Here is a 15,373-nt window from a genome sequence, read left to right on the forward strand (position 1 = left end):
TAATTCCCCAAACACCGCACAAAATAGAATTAATTTCACAATAGGGCTTGCGCGGCAAATCATCCTATGGTTTAATTCGCCTCCTCAGTTGCACTGCAAACAAAACAGCAGACAATGCAACACCCCTTTCAGGGCGCTTAGCTCAGTTGGTAGAGCGTCTGCCTTACAAGCAGAATGTCGGCGGTTCGATCCCGTCAGCGCCCACCAAGGTTTTGGAGTGGTAGTTCAGTTGGTTAGAATACCGGCCTGTCACGCCGGGGGTCGCGGGTTCGAGTCCCGTCCACTCCGCCAACAGTTACAAATGCAACACCCCTTTCAGGGCGCTTAGCTCAGTTGGTAGAGCGTCTGCCTTACAAGCAGAATGTCGGCGGTTCGATCCCGTCAGCGCCCACCAAGGTTTTGGAGTGGTAGTTCAGTTGGTTAGAATACCGGCCTGTCACGCCGGGGGTCGCGGGTTCGAGTCCCGTCCACTCCGCCAGTCACAAATGCAACACCCCTTTCAGGGCGCTTAGCTCAGTTGGTAGAGCGTCTGCCTTACAAGCAGAATGTCGGCGGTTCGATCCCGTCAGCGCCCACCAAGGTTTTGGAGTGGTAGTTCAGTTGGTTAGAATACCGGCCTGTCACGCCGGGGGTCGCGGGTTCGAGTCCCGTCCACTCCGCCAGTCAAAAAAGCTTCCTTCGGGAAGCTTTTTTCACGTCTACCCCTCCTCTTTTTTCTTTCCCTTTGGCCAGATAAAAAAATCCGGCCAAAGCCGGATCAAAGAGGGGCACACATGCAAAGAATCAGACAAAACGGGCACGCTTGACGTTACACAAGAGCTCATACGCAATGGTACCGGCGCAGGCGGCAACTTCATTGACGTTAATCGCATCCCCCCATAGCTCAATCTCGCTGCCAAGCCCGGCTGCGGGCAAATCGGTCAGATCTACCGTCAACATATCCATCGATACCCGCCCGATCACACGACTGCGCACTCCGTCGATCGCAACCGGCGAGCCGGTAGAGGCCAGACGCGGATAACCGTCGGCATAGCCACAAGCCACCAGACCCACCCGCGTGCGCCGTGTCGCCACAAAATTGTGGCCGTAGCCCAGCGGCTCACCCGCCGCAATTTCACGTAGTGCAAATATCCGGCTAGTTAAACGCATGACCGGCTTGAGAGCGGGTCCCATCCCCTGCGGCAAAGGATTGACCCCATACAACATAATGCCGGCACGGCTCCATTCCCGCCTTGCCCGCGGATGCACCATCAGGCCGGCCGAGTTGGCAAGACTGGCAGCACCCGGCAAAGAGCGGCATGCTGCATCGAAAGTTTCAATCTGGGCCTGCGTCATCACCTGATCCGGCTCGTCGGCACGGGCAAAATGGCTCATCTTGACGATCTCCAGCGCCTTGCCACTGCCTGTCAGCCGCTGCCATGCTGCCGCGTAATCGTCCGGCGCGAAGCCGGCGCGGTGCATGCCGGAATCCATCTTCAACCAGACTGACGGCAAACTGGCAACCGGGCTCGCCTCCAGCATGGCGAGCTGGGTTTCGCTTTGCACCACGCACCACAAGCCCAACTCGGCGCACAGGCGGTATTCATCAGGCTCGAACACCCCCTCCAGCAATAAAATGGGGGCAACGATGCCGGCCGCGCGCAATTCCAGCGCTTCTTCGATGCAGGCCACGGCAAAACCATCGGCCTCGCCATCTAGTGCGCACGCGCAACGCACGGCACCATGACCATAAGCATTAGCCTTCACCACCGCCAGGGTACGCCCGCCGGCAAGCTGGCGTGCCAGACGGTAATTATCGCGCAGCGCGTCAAGGCGGATTTCCGCCTGCAATGGGCGCATCAGCCGGCCACCAGCGTGCGCGCCGGCGTCACCAGCGTCTGTCCCGGCTTGGCATAGCGCTGCATAGACAGACCATCGACGCTGATTTCAGGCGTTTTGCCGGTAATCATATCGGCCAGCACCTTGCCCGAGCCTGCACACATGGTCCAGCCCAGGGTACCGTGACCGGTGTTGAGCGACAGATTGGAGAGACGGGTACCTCCGATAATCGGCGTGCCATCCGGCGTCATCGGACGCAGGCCGGTCCAGAAGCTGGCCGCCTTCACATCGCCGCCATCCGGATACAGATCGGACACCACCATTTCCAGCGTTTCACGCCGGCGCGGATTGAGTTCTAGGTTATAGCCGGACAATTCGGCCATGCCGCCGACGCGGATACGGTTATCGAAACGGGTCACCGCCACCTTGTAGGTTTCATCGAGTATGGTCGATACCGGTGCAGCATCGGCATTGACGATAGGCACGGTCAGCGAATAGCCCTTGACCGGGTAGACCGGAATATCGATATCGAGGTTTTGCAAGAGATCGCGCGAATAACTGCCCAGCGCCACCACATAGTGGTCGGCCACATAACGCTCTCCCCCTGCCACGATGCCCGACACCTTGCCGTTAGCCTCTTCGATGCGCTCGATGGCCACATCGAATACGAAACGCACGCCGGCATCGACACACATTTCGGCCAGACGCGAGGTGAACAGCTGGCAGTCACCAGTCTCGTCGTTAGGCAGGCGCAGGCCGCCGGTGAGCTTGTGCTTGACCCGCGCTAGCGCCGGCTCGACGCTGGCAAGCTCATCGCGCCCCAGCACCTGATAGGCGACACCGCACTCTTCCAGCACCTCGATATCCTTACCCATCGCATCGACCTGAGCCTGGGAGCGGAATAGCTGCAAGGTGCCGCCCTGACGGCCCTCATAAGCCAGACCGGTCTCGGCGCGCAATTCGCGGATCTTGTCGCGGCTGTATTCGGCGAGGCGCATCATTCGGCTCTTGTTGATGTTGTAAGCCTTGGGGTTGCAGTTGGCGAGCATCTTGGCCATCCACTGCAACTGATACAGCGAGCCGTCCGGGCGAATGGCCAGCGGTGCATGGCGCTGCAGCAGCCACTTGGCGGCTTTTTGCGGAATACCGGGCGCAGCCCATGGCGCGGCATAGCCGGGAGAAATCTGGCCGGCATTGCCGAAACTGGTTTCCAGCGCCACACCGCTCTGACGCTCCAGTACCATCACCTCGCACCCGGCCTTAGCCAGATACCATGCACTTGAAATTCCTACCACACCGCCACCCAGTACGACGACTTTCATCTTTTCTCCCACGGCTGCGATGGCCGAGTCTCCATTTAGTGATTTGGCGTAGTATATTGAGGCTTAGCCAGTTTTTTTCACCAAAGAATCAGGCAAAATAAGTGACAAATTAATGCAAACGCATAAAAAAAAGAGAAAGCATGAACAAGACCGGCACCCTGGATAAAACCGATAAAAAGATCCTGCGCGAACTGCAGGGCAATGCACGCATCGCCATGACCGAACTTGCGGACAAAGTCGGCCTGTCCACCACGCCGTGCAGCGAGCGCGTCAAGCGTATGGAGCGCGAAGGCGTCATCTGCGGCTACTACACCCGCCTCAATCCGGCCCTGCTGGGTGCCGGCTTGCTGGTTTTCGTCGAAATCAAACTCTCCAGCAAATCGGGCGATATCTTCGATGCCTTTCGCCGCGACGTGCAGAAAATCCCCGAAATCCTCGACTGCCATCTGGTGTCCGGCGACTTCGACTATCTGATCAAGGCCCGTATCGCCGATATGTCGCAATACCGCAAGCTGCTGGGCGACATCCTGCTCAAACTGCCGGCGGCCAATGAATCGAAAAGCTATGTGGTGATGGAAGAAATCAAGGAAACGCTTAATCTGCCCTTAGCCTGAGCGCACATTCACTTTTATGGTGCAGCCAAGTTGCATCACGCACCAATGACGGGCATTGCAAACGCACCAGAGCGGCGCTAGCGCTGCACCAAGTTGGCACTTATTTTGCATAAGCCGTGGCAAACCAAAACATATAAGGGAATGCCATGACCGGAAGTGCTGAAAATACCCTGTTCCTGCTCCTAGGCGCGGTGATGATACTGGCCATGCACGCAGGCTTTGCCTTTCTCGAGCTGGGCACGGTGCGCAAGAAAAACCAGGTCAATGCCCTGGTCAAGATCCTCACCGACTTTGCCGTATCAGCCATCGCCTATTTTTTCGTCGGGTACAGCCTCGCTTACGGCGTAGACTTTTTCTCCTCGGCCAAGACGCTATCGGCCAACCATGGCGTGGAGCTGGTCAAGTTCTTCTTTTTGCTGACCTTCGCCGCCGCCATTCCGGCCATTATCTCGGGCGGCATCGCCGAACGCGCCCGCTTCCACCCGCAAACGGCGGCCACGTTCTTGCTGGTCGGCCTGGTCTACCCCCTGTTCGAAGGCATCGCCTGGAATGGCCACTTCGGCATTCAGGACGGTTTGACCCGCGCTTTTGGTGCACCGTTTCATGACTTTGCCGGCTCGGTGGTCGTGCATGCCGTCGGCGGCTGGATCGCGCTGGCCGCCATTTTGCTACTGGGTCCGCGTCGTGGCCGCTACGGCAAGGATGGCCGTATTGCGGCCCACCCACCGTCCTCCATTCCGTTTTTGGCGCTGGGCGCCTGGATACTGATCGTCGGCTGGTTCGGCTTTAATGTCATGAGCGCGCAAAAGATAGAAGGCATTTCCGGTCTGGTCGCCATCAATTCGCTGATGGCCATGGTCGGCGGCACGCTGGCGGCAATGTGGCTAGGCAAGGATGACCCGGGCTTTATCCATAACGGCCCGCTGGCCGGACTAGTGGCGGTGTGCGCAGGCTCGGACGTGATGCACCCCTTGGGCGCACTGGCAGTTGGCACCATCGCTGGTGCCTTGTTTGTCTGGCTCTTCACCCTGACGCAGAACCGCTGGAAAATCGATGACGTACTGGGCGTGTGGCCGCTGCATGGCCTGTGTGGCGCCTGGGGCGGCATCGCAGCCGGCCTGTTCGGACTGGAAGCCTTGGGCGGCAGCGGCGGCGTCAGCCTGATGTCGCAACTGGCCGGAACCTTGCTCGGCATTGGCATCGGCTTTGGCGGCGGCCTGATCATCTACGGCCTGCTGAAACACACGGTCGGTATTCGTTTAACGGAAGAAGAAGAATTTAACGGCGCCGACCTGTCCATCCATAAAATCAGCGCCACCCCCGAGCGCGAGAGCAACTGGTAAGACTCAGAGACAGGGCGCGCTTACGGCATGCGCGCCCCGCCCTGCTGCAACAGCCACGCAAACATCTCGCCGACCAGCGCAGATCTTGGCGCCCCCGCCAGCCGGGACAGCCACCAGACTGTACCGGGCAGGCGCGGATAATCAGGCAGGATAGCAAGCTGACCGCCACGGAGACTGTCTTCGGCCAAAAGATGCGGCACGCAGGCGACACCCGCACCACGCAAGGCACCGTCCAGCAGCAGACGCGCATCGTCGTAGATCGCCAGTTTGCGAAAAGGTGCAAGCTGCTCGCGAAACAGGCTGGCGGTAGCGTCACGGGTAAAACTTTCCTCCAGACAGATCAGTCCGGCATGCTGGTGATGCGCAGCCTGCGGCAGCGGCGCCAGACGCTGTGCCAGCGCGGCATTGGCCACCATCACCCACTCGTCCTGCAAAAACGGCACTTCTTCCAGACCGGCCTGCTGCAAGGGCCGTTCGCCTATGGTGATATCGACATCGACTTCGTCGACATAACGCACCGACTCGTCCGTCGCCAGCAAGGGACATAAGCCAGGGAACTGCGTTTGCAACGCCAAAAGCCGCGGCTGCAACCAGCCATGCGCCAGTGATGCAGGGCATACCAGTACCACCAAGCCTGGGTCCAGATAACTCGCAATCCGCCCCAGACCACTACGCAAAGTGCCCAGCGAGCGCTGTACGCTGCCCAGCAATACCTCGCCCGCGACCGTCAGCTCCACGCCGCGCCCGACACGGCGAAATAGCGGCTGACCGAGCTGGGCTTCCAACTCCTGTATCTGATGACTGATGGCCGATGGCGAAAGGCAAAGCTCGTCGGCGGCACGCGAAAAATTACCCAGACGGGCAGCGGCTTCGAAGCCGGTCAGCAGTTTAAGCGAGGGAAGTCGTTGCATAGACAGATGAGAAAACCTGTTCAATAGGCACAATAAACATCAATTTTCATCAAGTATAAGCCGACGCATACTTGCATCCAACAACAAGGAGGACGTATGAGTCGTTTTGATGCCCTAAGCCAGGGCTACCGCATGCCGGCAGAGTGGGAAACGCAACAGGCCAGCTATCTGGGCTGGCCGGTACTGGAAAACCGTGAAGAACTCTGGGGCAACCATTACGCGCAAGTCTGCGCCGAGTTCGCCCTGGTGGCCCGCACCATTGCCCGCTTTCAGCGCTGTATTGTCACCGCCCATCACAGCCAGGCGGCACACGCCCAAGCGCTATGCGGAGACACCGTCACCGTATTGCCGGTGGCCGCCGAAGACAACTGGGTGCGCGACTGCGGACCCATCTTTTTACAAGGGCCGCAAGGTCAACTGGGCGCGGCCGTGTTCCGCTTCAATGCCTGGGGCGAAAAATACCAGCCGTACGACGGTTGCCAGCAATTGGGTCAGGATATCGCCCGCCATGCCGGCGCCAGACTATTCAATTCGGAGATGGTACTGGAAGGCGGCTCTTTTTATGTGGATGGCCAAGGCAGCCTATTGACCACCGAAAGCTGTCTACTGCATCCCAACCGCAACCCGCATATGAGCCGGCGGGAAATAGAGAACGAGCTCAAACGCATGTTGGGGGTGGCACAGATCATCTGGCTGCCGGGCAACCCGGATGAAGTCGAGACCAATGGCCATATAGACGGTATCGCCTCCTTTATTGCCCCGGGCCGCATCCTGCTGCAGTCGGCTAAACAGGATCAGGGCGACTATTTCAAAATCATGCAGGAAAACCGCCGCGCACTGGAATTGGCGCGCGATAGCCGTGGCCGCCATTTCGAATTATTGGAACTGCCCTCGCCCATCGTCAGCGAGCGTTTCGGCTCCGAGCGCTACTGCGACTGCTATGCCAACTATATTCTGGTGAACGGCGCGGTAATTTCCACCGCCTTTGGCGTGGCCGAGGATGATGCGGCACGCAAGGCTTTCAGCCTGGCCTTTCCCGGCCGCCAAGTCGAACTACTACCGGTGCCGACCATCAGCATAGGCGGCGGCAGCCTGCACTGCTCCACCCAGCAACAGCCCGCCACCGCTGGCCAGCTGCCAGCCAACATTTAAGGAAAACAGCGATGTCCTCAAGAACCATCACCGTTGCCGCCGTCCAGATGGCCTCCGGCAGCTGGACACGGGATGACAATATGGCCACAGCCGAACGCCTGGTGCGCGCGGCGGCAGCGCAAGGCGCGCAGCTTATCCTCCTGCCCGAGCTTTTCATGCTGCCCTATTTCTGTATCGACCAGAATGCCAGCCATCTGGCACTGGCCGAACCGTTTGCGGGCAACCCGCATATCGCCCGTTTTGCCGCGCTGGCAGGCGAGCTGGGGGTCGTTTTGCCGATAGGCTTTTTCGAACGGGCCGGCAACGCAGCCTTCAATTCGGTCGCAGTGGCCGACGCCGACGGCAGCATTCTGGGCGTCTACCGCAAGACCCATATCCCGGATGGCCCCGGCTACACCGAAAAATTCTACTTCACCCCCGGCGACACCGGCTTCAAGGTGTGGGACACCCGTTTCGGCAAGATTGGAATCGGCATCTGCTGGGACCAGTGGTATCCGGAAACGGCACGCAGCATGGCGCTGATGGGCGCAGAAGTCCTGTGCTTCCCCACCATCATCGGCTCCGAACCATTCAGCGCCGACTACGACTCTTCCGGCCACTGGCAGCGCACCATGCAGGGGCACGCCGCCGCCAATATGCTGCCAGTGGTAGCCGCCAACCGCATCGGTACCGAAACAGGCATCGGCAATGGCAATCCGCAGCAACAGGGCTTGAGCAGCACCTTTTACGGCTCCAGCTTTATCGCCGACCATACCGGCGCCAAGCTGGCCGAGGCCGGGCGCAGCGAAGAGACTATTCTGCTGGCCAGCTTCGATCTGGATGCCATCCGCGCCGAGCGCCAGTCATGGGGCTTCTTCCGCGACCGTCGCCCCGAAATGTACCGCACCTTGCTCACCAGCGATGGCGTGGCATCTTGCTACCGTTAAGGAGATGATCATGAATAAGCAACTCGCACTAGGCATGCTAGCGCTGGCACTGAGCATCCCGCAGGCGCAGGCGGCAGAGGAAAAGATCCTCTATCTGTTCAACTGGGCTGACTACTTCGCCCCCGACACCCTGCAGCAGTTCGAAAAGGAAACCGGCATCAAGGTGAAGCTGGATGTCTACGACAGCGACGAGACCCTGCAGGCCAAGCTCCTGGCCGGTGACAGCGGCTACGACGTAGTCTGGCCCAGCAACGACTTCATGGCCAAACAGATACAGGCAGGAGCGTACCGCAAACTGGACAAGAGCAAGCTGCCCAACTACAAACATCTGGACCCCAAGCTGCTGGGTGTGATTGCCCGTTCCGACCCCGGCAACCAGTACAGCGCCCCCTATATGTGGGGCACCATGGGCGTGGGCTACGACAAGGACAGGATCACGGCCATTCTGGGCAAGGACATGCCCAAGAACAGCATGGAACTGTTGTTCAACCCGGCGATTGCCGCACGTATTGCAGCCAAGTGCCGTATGGGCGTGCAGGACTCGGCCAGTTCCATCCTGCCGCTGGCCTTGCGCTATATCGGGCGCGACCCGGTCAATCCCGGCAAACAGGATTACGCCGCAGCGCAGGCCATGCTGATGAAGATCAGGCCCTATATCCGCCGCTTTGTCGTGTCACCCACCGCCGACGAACTGGTCAGCGGCGAGCTGTGCGTCACGGTCGGTTTTTCCGGCGCCATCAATCTGGCGGCCAGCAAGGCGCATGAGATGGGCATCAAGCGCAATATCGTCTACGACATTCCCAGCATGGGCAGCCTGATGTGGTTTGACGGCATGCTGATTCCCAAGAACTCGCGCCACCCCGACAATGCGCACGCCTTTATCAACTTTATCCTGCGACCGGACATCATCGCCAAAATCAGCGATGCCACCCGTTACGCCAATGCCAATCTGAGCTCGCAAAAATTGGTCGACCGCAAGCTCAGCAGCAACCCCACCATTTATCTTAACGAAGCGAAAAAACAGACCCTGTTTACCCAGCAGATCCAGTCCAGCGAGAATAGCCGTATCGAAGGCCGCACCTGGCTGACATTCAAAAAAGGCTGAATCTCCCCCTAGCGGAACAGAAAGCAAAGCATGCTCAAGCGACGAGAACTTTTACAACGCGGCCTGCGTATTGGCTGTGCCCTGGCACTCACCCCGCTGGCCAGCGGCTGTCTGGGCGGGGCTGGCGGCGAGACCGATAGTACTGACAGCACAGACAGCTGGCGTATGCCCGACGAGAGCGCCCCGCATCGTGCCACGTGGATGGCGTTTGGTGCATCGGATGCCATCTGGGGGCCGCAATTGCTCTCCCCTTGCCGCGACGCGCTGGCGCTGATCGCCAACACCATCGTCCGTTACGAGCCGGTCAGGATGCTGGTACGCCAGAACGAGCTGGCTATCGCCCGGCAACTGCTGGATCCAAAAATCGAGCTACTAAGCCAGCCGCTTGACGACTTGTGGATACGCGACACAGGGCCGGTATTTGTCAAAAACCGGCAGGGAAAACTGGCCGGTGTCGATTTCAACTTCAACAGTTGGGGCAATAAGCAGGCCTATGCCCAGGACGCAGAAGTCGCCGAATTTGTCTGTTCCAAAGCGGGCACGCCCGTATTGCGCAGCAAGCTGGTACTGGAAGGCGGCGGCATCGAGGTGGATGGCGAGGGTACGGCCATCATGACCGAGAGTTGCGTACTCAACCGCAACCGCAATCCCGGGGTCAGCAAGGCCGACTGCGAGGCCGAACTGAAACGGCTACTGGGCATCAGCAAGATTATCTGGCTGCCCGGCATCGCCGGGCGCGATATCACCGATGGCCATACCGACTTTTACGCCCGCTTCGCCGGCCCCGGCGTGGTGGTGGCCGGGCTGGAAATGGATCCCGACTCGTTCGATTACGCCGTCACCCGCGCACACTTGAAAATCCTGCGCGGCGCGACCGATGCGCGAGGCCGTAAGCTGCGCGTGGTCGAAATGCCGGGGCCGGGCAGCATACGCCCGCGTTTTGACAACAGCGAGTTTGCCGCCGGTTATATCAATTTCTATGTCTGCAACGGTGCCGTCATCGCACCACAGTTTGGCGATATCGCGGCCGACAACAATGCCCGCGACACCCTGCGTGAGCTATTTCCCGGCCGCGATGTAATCCAGCTGGATATCGATGCCATCGCCGCCGGTGGTGGCGGCATACACTGCACTACGCAGCAGCAACCGGCCTGAACCAGACACAAAAAAGCGGGAAGGTCACCCTTCCCGCTTTTTTCACCTCCATCACCGCGTATGGCTACAGCGACAGATACGACGACTGCTTGAGGCAGCGCGCGAACTCGGCCAGATAACTGCCGCGCTCGCCCACGTCCAGCACCGACATCTTGTGACGGTAGCGCTCCAGCAGCTCATCCGGTGACAGGTGCACATAGCGCAGCATGTCTTCTATGGTGTCGTGCTCCTCCACCCCGGTGCATTCCAACATCCCGCCGGCGTACTGATAGACATTGACCGAGTCGGTGTCGCCAAACAGATTGTGCATATCGCCCAGAATCTCCTGATAAGCACCGACCAAGAACACGCCAATCAGATACTCCTCGCCGGCCTTGACCTCGTGCACCGCCATGCTGGTCTCTATGCTCTGGCCGTCCACATACTGCTTGACCTTGCCGTCAGAGTCGCAGGTCAGATCCTGCAGCACCGCGCGCCGCGTCGGCTCCTCATCCAGACGGTGAATAGGCATCAAGGGCAGCACCTGATCGATGGCCCAGGTATCGGGCAGGCTCTGGAATACCGAAAAGTTGCAGAAATACTTGTCGGCCAGGCGCTCGGTCAAATCGTCGTAAGCCTGACGCTGGCTGCGCTGGCCGGCGCTGAGCTGGCGCTGCAGGCGGCGGCACAAGGCAGCATGGATGGTTTCGGCCAGCGCCTTTTCCTTTAGCGACAGCCGGCCTGCGGTATACAGCTCGGCCACATCCGACACCAGATGGCTGGCGCGATAATAGGTTTCGGTGACCATCTCCGCATCGGCCAGTTGCGTCAGTTCCAGCAGTTTGCGGATGGGCAGTGCCAGAGAGGCGACATCGGCCACCGCCGGCACGGCATCGGGCAAGCGCTCGACATCGGTGACATTCATCACCAGCACCGCATGGTGCGCGGTCATCGCGCGGCCGGATTCGGAAAAAATGCGCGGTTGCGGCAAATCGTTGTCGGCGCAGAATTCGGTCAGCAGACCGACAATCGCCTGCGCGTACTCGTCGATATCGTAGTTGATCGAGCTTTCGTTGCGCGAATGGGTGCCGTCGTAATCGACCCCCAGCCCGCCGCCGACATCGACATGATCGATAGGCAGACCCAGCGCCCTCAGCTCGCCATAGTAGCGGATCGCCTCGCCAAAGCCCTTGCGGTAGTCTTCCAGATGCGCAATCTGCGAGCCCATATGAAAGTGCATCAGGCGCACGCAGTCGGCCATGCCGGCTGCCGCCAGCTTGTCGGCCGCCGAAATCAGCTGCGCTGCCGACAGGCCGAACTTGGCCTTGTCGCCACCGGTATCCGCCCACTTGCCCGAAGCCAGCGACGACAGGCGCACGCGCATGCCCAGCCATGGCCGCACCCCCAGCCGCGCGGCCTCTTCGATCACCAGATCGACCTCGACCTCTTTCTCGATCACGATAAACACCTCGTGCCCCAGCTTCTGGCCAATCAGCGCCAGCCGGATAAACTCGCGATCCTTGTAGCCGTTGCATACGATGGTGCCGCCGATGGGCGACAAGGCCAGCACCGCCATCAGCTCGGGCTTGGAGCCGGCCTCAAGGCCGATGGAGACATCAGGTGTCGCGATGATGCTCTTGATCACCGCCTCCTGCTGGTTGACCTTGATCGGATAGATGGCGGTATAGCGGTTGCCGTAGCCCGCTTGCGCAATGGCATCGTCAAAAGCACGGCACAGGCGCGTCACGCGGTTTTGCAGGATGTCGGGGAAGCGGATCAGCAGCGGCAGATCCAGATTCTTGCCATACAGGCGCTGCAATAGCGCCATCAGATCGATATCCTCGCCGAGTGCGGCATTCGGCCGCACGCTGACACAACCGTTGTCGGCAATATCGAAATACCCATCCCCCCAATGCCGGATACCGTACAGGCTCCGGCTATCTGCGACTGTCCACGCCATGGTGTTGCCCTTTGCAATGCAAGATTGAATCACTCCTTAGTGCGCGGCTTTCGGGCGGGACTCGCTTGATGTGGGCCTAGGATGTCGGAGCTGCGTATTCATGCCATAAGGCTTGAACGGACGCGGATTTTAGCAATATCACATGTCATGGCAAGCGTTTTTTCACCCTGTGCATTTTAATCAACAGCACAATAAAAACAGTACCTTAGGCAGGCTTGAACCACACGGCCAATCACCTTGATTGCAGACTGATTTTCTCCCGTGCGGCAGATGCAAAAAAACGGGGGGCGTCCAATATATTGAACGCCCCCGCTTATCTTCACGCGACCCGCGTTTACCACACGTTTAGCTACGCATATCAACTATACGGTGTAGACCATGAAAATATTTGACCACGCGAAACGCTACAGGCATCAGCCTGGTACAACAAAAACCCCACATTCAGGCTATCGCCGCTACAGCGGCGCACCGCGCCCGACGAAATAGCGCCGCCCTATCCATAGCGCAACATTGACCAGCAAAATCAGCACCGGCACCTCGACCAACGGCCCGATCACGGCGGCAAAGGCAATGGGAGATGCCAGCCCGAAGGCGGCAATCGCCACCGCGATCGCCAGCTCAAAATTATTGCTGGCCGCGGTAAAGCTCATTGCCGTGGTTTTAGGATAGTCCTCCCCGGCGCGGTGGCCCATGGCATAGCTGATAAAGAACATCAGTACAAAGTAGATCACCAGCGGCAACGCAATACGCAGCGCATCCAGCGGCAGGCGCAGTACATCTGCGCCCTTGAGGCTGAACATGGCGGCGATGGTAAACAGCAAAGCAACTAGCGTCAGCGGGCTGATTTTGGGCAAAAAGCGGGTTTCATACCACACACTGCCGCGTGCCTTGATCAGCAGCTTGCGGGTAAGAAATCCGCTCACAAAAGGAATGCCGAGATAGACCAGCACCGCCTGAGCGATGGTGACAAAGCCGACATCGATCACACTGCCGGCCAGCCCGAATAGCGGCGGCAATACGGTGAGGTAGAACCAGGCAAACACGCTGAAGAACAGAATCTGGAACACCGAATTGAATGCGACCAAACCGGCGACATACTGGTTGTCTCCGCGCGCCAGCTGGTTCCACACCAGCACCATGGCAATACAGCGTGCAAGGCCAATCAGAATAACCCCGGTCATATATTCGGGCTGGTCACGCAGGAAAATCACCGCCAGCGCAAACATCAGGGCCGGCCCGATAATCCAGTTCTGGATCAGCGACAGCACCAGCATTTTCTTGTCGGCAAATACGCGCGGCAAGTCTTCATAGTGCACCCTGGCCAGGGGCGGATACATCATCACGATCAGGCCGACCGCAATCGGGATATTGGTCGAGCCGGATGACAGGCTGTTCAGCCAGTCCGGAAAACCGGGAATCACCGTACCCAGCAAAATCCCCAGCGCCATGGCAGCGAAGATCCATAGCGTCAGATAGCGGTCGAGAAAGGAAAGGCGTTGCTTTGGCAGGCTCATAGTGGACTCTTGGCGGATTTAAGGATTGATGATTCAGGCTAGCCACGGTGTCAGCGCACTAAACAGATAACCCGCAGAGATGGCGGTACCAATGATCACCACTAAAAAGGCGATCAGGATCTGCTTGCGAAACAGGGCTTTAAGCAGGATCAGTTCGGTCAGGCTGGCGCCGGCGCCACCGATGATCAGCGCCATCAGCGCGCCCAGCCCCATTCCCTTGAGCGCAAACATCGACGCCATCGGAATCAGCGTCTCGGCGCGCAGGTAAAGCGGAATGCCCACAACGGCCGCCAGCGGGACGGCCAGCGGGTTGTCGCTGCCGGTGTGTGCGGCGATCCACTCGGAAGGGATGAAGCCGTAGGTGAAAGCACCGATGGCCACCCCCAGCATCAGGTAAGGAAACACCGAGCGGAATTGGCCGAGTGCTTCGCGCCACAGTTGCCGCCAGGGCATTGCCTCCTGGGATGGCCGTGCCACTTGGGCCGGCTTGGGTGCACAGCAGGCTGTCTTGGGTTCGACCGGCTTGGGGGCGCAGCAGGAAGCCTTAGGCTCGACCTGTTTAGGTGTGCAGCAAGCGGTCTTGAGTTCGACCGGTTTGGCGATGCAGCACGCCCCCGCCTTCGGTGCGGTCTGCTTCACGTAGCGCCCGAAATTCAGCCGCTCGAGCAACACGCCGGCCAGCAGCGAGATCAACAGCGTCGCTGCCATATAGACCAGGGTCACCTTCCAGCCGAAGGTCAGCCACAGCAGCCCGACCACGATAGGGTTGAGTAGTGGCGACACAAACAAAAAAGTCATGGTCGGGCCAAAACCGGCACCGGCGCGCAGCAGTCCGTTCAGCATCGGGATGGTCGAACAACTGCAAAACGGCGTAACCGATCCGATCGCAGCGGCGGTCAGATAGCCGCTCCCCTTCTGGCTGCTAAGCAGCGACTGCACCTTGCCGGCTGGCAGCTTGTGCTGAATAGCGGCAACGGCAAAACTGATCACGACGAACAGCAGCGACAACTCCAGTGCCAGAAACACGAACATAGCTGCTGCCGATTGCAACGACGCCATGGAAAACGAAAACATGCTTAATCTTTCTTTAACGCCCGGCGGCAAGGTGTCGCCGGGCGTTCATCAATAAGTGCCCCGCACATGGCACGGAGCCCGTCCACTCAGTTTGCCTGAGCGAGTGCGGCCAGCGCATCGGCACCAACCGGCTCTTGTGCCAGAAGCGGCAGCAGTGCCACGCGAGTGGCGTGGCGGGTGAGCACCGCATCGATTTCGCGCGCTTCATTTTGCGCACGCTTTGCCAGCAAAGGCGCAGTACTGCCCGCCGCCGCGATGCTCTGGTTAATGACCCACGCCCATGGCGTAATGCCGGCGCGTTCAAGATCGGCCTGCAAGGCGGCGGCTTCCAGCACCGGCGTGGTTTCGGCCAGCGTCGCAATCAGCACCTTGGTGCGTGCCGGATCTTGCAGCTGCATCATCGGCGTGGTGAAGTGAAGACCCTTGTCGCCCATCTGGCGCACCATTTCGCGGTGGTAGGCACCGGTAGCATCCAGCAATAACAAGGTGTGGCCGGTCGG

At 59.4% G+C, this 15,373-nt stretch carries 13 protein-coding genes and 6 tRNA genes; 12 read left to right on the top strand and 7 right to left on the bottom strand.

The window, feature by feature from the left end:
• Positions 1-131 precede the first annotated feature (131 nt).
• The 6 genes from EGI20_RS12670 to EGI20_RS12695 all read left to right on the top strand — a co-directional run bounded on the left by EGI20_RS12670 (position 132) and on the right by EGI20_RS12695 (position 662).
• Positions 132-207 (top strand) — tRNA-Val (locus tag EGI20_RS12670).
• Positions 208-214: 7 nt separating this feature from the next.
• Positions 215-291, top strand: a tRNA-Asp gene (locus tag EGI20_RS12675).
• Positions 292-318: 27 nt separating this feature from the next.
• Positions 319-394 (top strand) — tRNA-Val (locus EGI20_RS12680).
• A gap of 7 nt (positions 395-401) precedes the next feature.
• Positions 402-478, top strand: a tRNA-Asp gene (locus EGI20_RS12685).
• A gap of 24 nt (positions 479-502) precedes the next feature.
• Positions 503-578, top strand: a tRNA-Val gene (locus EGI20_RS12690).
• Between the two features lie 7 nt (positions 579-585).
• Positions 586-662 (top strand) — tRNA-Asp (locus EGI20_RS12695).
• Positions 663-783: 121 nt separating this feature from the next.
• On the opposite strand, the gene alr is transcribed toward EGI20_RS12695, so the two are convergent.
• Together alr and EGI20_RS12705 are read right to left on the bottom strand one after the other, a co-directional pair.
• Positions 784-1,839, bottom strand: coding sequence for an alanine racemase (gene alr / locus EGI20_RS12700; RefSeq protein ID WP_498631895.1), 1,056 nt, complete (start codon positions 1,837-1,839; stop codon positions 784-786).
• On the bottom strand, positions 1,839-3,197 hold the full coding sequence (locus tag EGI20_RS12705) for a D-amino acid dehydrogenase (protein WP_498631917.1): 1,359 nt from the start codon (positions 3,195-3,197) through the stop codon (positions 1,839-1,841). Before EGI20_RS12705 ends, alr begins: the two co-directional genes overlap by 1 nt.
• An 83-nt stretch (positions 3,198-3,280) precedes the next feature.
• On the opposite strand from EGI20_RS12705, the gene EGI20_RS12710 reads away from it, so the two are divergent.
• Complete coding sequence (locus tag EGI20_RS12710) at positions 3,281-3,754, top strand: Lrp/AsnC ligand binding domain-containing protein (RefSeq protein ID WP_124734330.1); 474 nt, start codon at positions 3,281-3,283, stop codon at positions 3,752-3,754.
• 146 nt (positions 3,755-3,900) lie between these two features.
• Positions 3,901-5,097 (top strand): ammonium transporter, encoded by a 1,197-nt coding sequence (locus tag EGI20_RS12715; protein ID WP_498631897.1) that lies wholly within the window; start codon positions 3,901-3,903, stop codon positions 5,095-5,097.
• 20 nt (positions 5,098-5,117) lie between these two features.
• Here EGI20_RS12715 and EGI20_RS12720 read toward each other — a convergent pair whose 3' ends face one another.
• Positions 5,118-6,008, bottom strand: a complete 891-nt coding sequence (locus tag EGI20_RS12720; protein ID WP_498631899.1) for a LysR family transcriptional regulator — start codon at positions 6,006-6,008, stop codon at positions 5,118-5,120.
• A 96-nt stretch (positions 6,009-6,104) separates the two neighbouring features.
• On the opposite strand from EGI20_RS12720, the gene EGI20_RS12725 reads away from it, so the two are divergent.
• Genes EGI20_RS12725 through EGI20_RS12740 form a run of 4 tightly spaced genes read left to right on the top strand, consistent with a single transcriptional unit; the run spans position 6,105 to position 10,346 of the window.
• Complete coding sequence (locus EGI20_RS12725; RefSeq protein ID WP_498631901.1) at positions 6,105-7,160, top strand: agmatine deiminase family protein; 1,056 nt, start codon at positions 6,105-6,107, stop codon at positions 7,158-7,160.
• 11 nt (positions 7,161-7,171) lie between these two features.
• The gene (aguB, locus tag EGI20_RS12730; protein WP_498631903.1) at positions 7,172-8,086 is read left to right on the top strand and encodes an N-carbamoylputrescine amidase; all 915 of its coding nucleotides are present in this window, start codon (positions 7,172-7,174) and stop codon (positions 8,084-8,086) included.
• A gap of 10 nt (positions 8,087-8,096) precedes the next feature.
• On the top strand, positions 8,097-9,191 hold the full coding sequence (locus EGI20_RS12735) for an extracellular solute-binding protein (protein ID WP_498631905.1): 1,095 nt from the start codon (positions 8,097-8,099) through the stop codon (positions 9,189-9,191).
• Positions 9,192-9,221: 30 nt separating this feature from the next.
• Entirely contained in the window at positions 9,222-10,346 is a 1,125-nt protein-coding gene (locus tag EGI20_RS12740; RefSeq protein WP_498631907.1) for an agmatine deiminase family protein, read from the top strand.
• A 64-nt stretch (positions 10,347-10,410) separates the two neighbouring features.
• Here EGI20_RS12740 and speA read toward each other — a convergent pair whose 3' ends face one another.
• From speA to EGI20_RS12760, 4 genes are all read right to left on the bottom strand, one after another.
• A complete protein-coding gene (gene speA / locus EGI20_RS12745; RefSeq protein WP_498631909.1) occupies positions 10,411-12,285 on the bottom strand; it encodes an arginine decarboxylase in 1,875 nt (624 codons plus the stop codon).
• A 455-nt stretch (positions 12,286-12,740) separates the two neighbouring features.
• Positions 12,741-13,799, bottom strand: coding sequence for an ACR3 family arsenite efflux transporter (gene arsB, locus EGI20_RS12750; protein ID WP_498631911.1), 1,059 nt, complete (start codon positions 13,797-13,799; stop codon positions 12,741-12,743).
• A gap of 33 nt (positions 13,800-13,832) precedes the next feature.
• On the bottom strand, positions 13,833-14,873 hold the full coding sequence (locus EGI20_RS12755; protein WP_498631913.1) for a permease: 1,041 nt from the start codon (positions 14,871-14,873) through the stop codon (positions 13,833-13,835).
• 86 nt (positions 14,874-14,959) lie between these two features.
• Positions 14,960-15,373 (bottom strand): ArsA-related P-loop ATPase (locus EGI20_RS12760; RefSeq protein ID WP_498631915.1); only part of this gene is annotated, 414 nt, incomplete at its 5' end.

This window comes from Aquitalea sp. S1-19, from assembly GCF_024343515.1.

Coding starts and splice junctions, on each gene's coding strand:
- aguB (WP_498631903.1), top strand. CDS start 7,172: ATGTCCTCAAGAACCATCACCGTTGCCGCCGTCCAGATGGCCTCCGGC.
- arsB (WP_498631911.1), bottom strand. CDS start 13,799: ATGAGCCTGCCAAAGCAACGCCTTTCCTTTCTCGACCGCTATCTGACG.
- EGI20_RS12720 (WP_498631899.1), bottom strand. CDS start 6,008: ATGCAACGACTTCCCTCGCTTAAACTGCTGACCGGCTTCGAAGCCGCT.
- EGI20_RS12755 (WP_498631913.1), bottom strand. CDS start 14,873: ATGTTTTCGTTTTCCATGGCGTCGTTGCAATCGGCAGCAGCTATGTTC.
- EGI20_RS12735 (WP_498631905.1), top strand. CDS start 8,097: ATGAATAAGCAACTCGCACTAGGCATGCTAGCGCTGGCACTGAGCATC.
- EGI20_RS12740 (WP_498631907.1), top strand. CDS start 9,222: ATGCTCAAGCGACGAGAACTTTTACAACGCGGCCTGCGTATTGGCTGT.
- speA (WP_498631909.1), bottom strand. CDS start 12,285: ATGGCGTGGACAGTCGCAGATAGCCGGAGCCTGTACGGTATCCGGCAT.
- EGI20_RS12715 (WP_498631897.1), top strand. CDS start 3,901: ATGACCGGAAGTGCTGAAAATACCCTGTTCCTGCTCCTAGGCGCGGTG.
- alr (WP_498631895.1), bottom strand. CDS start 1,839: ATGCGCCCATTGCAGGCGGAAATCCGCCTTGACGCGCTGCGCGATAAT.
- EGI20_RS12725 (WP_498631901.1), top strand. CDS start 6,105: ATGAGTCGTTTTGATGCCCTAAGCCAGGGCTACCGCATGCCGGCAGAG.
- EGI20_RS12710 (WP_124734330.1), top strand. CDS start 3,281: ATGAACAAGACCGGCACCCTGGATAAAACCGATAAAAAGATCCTGCGC.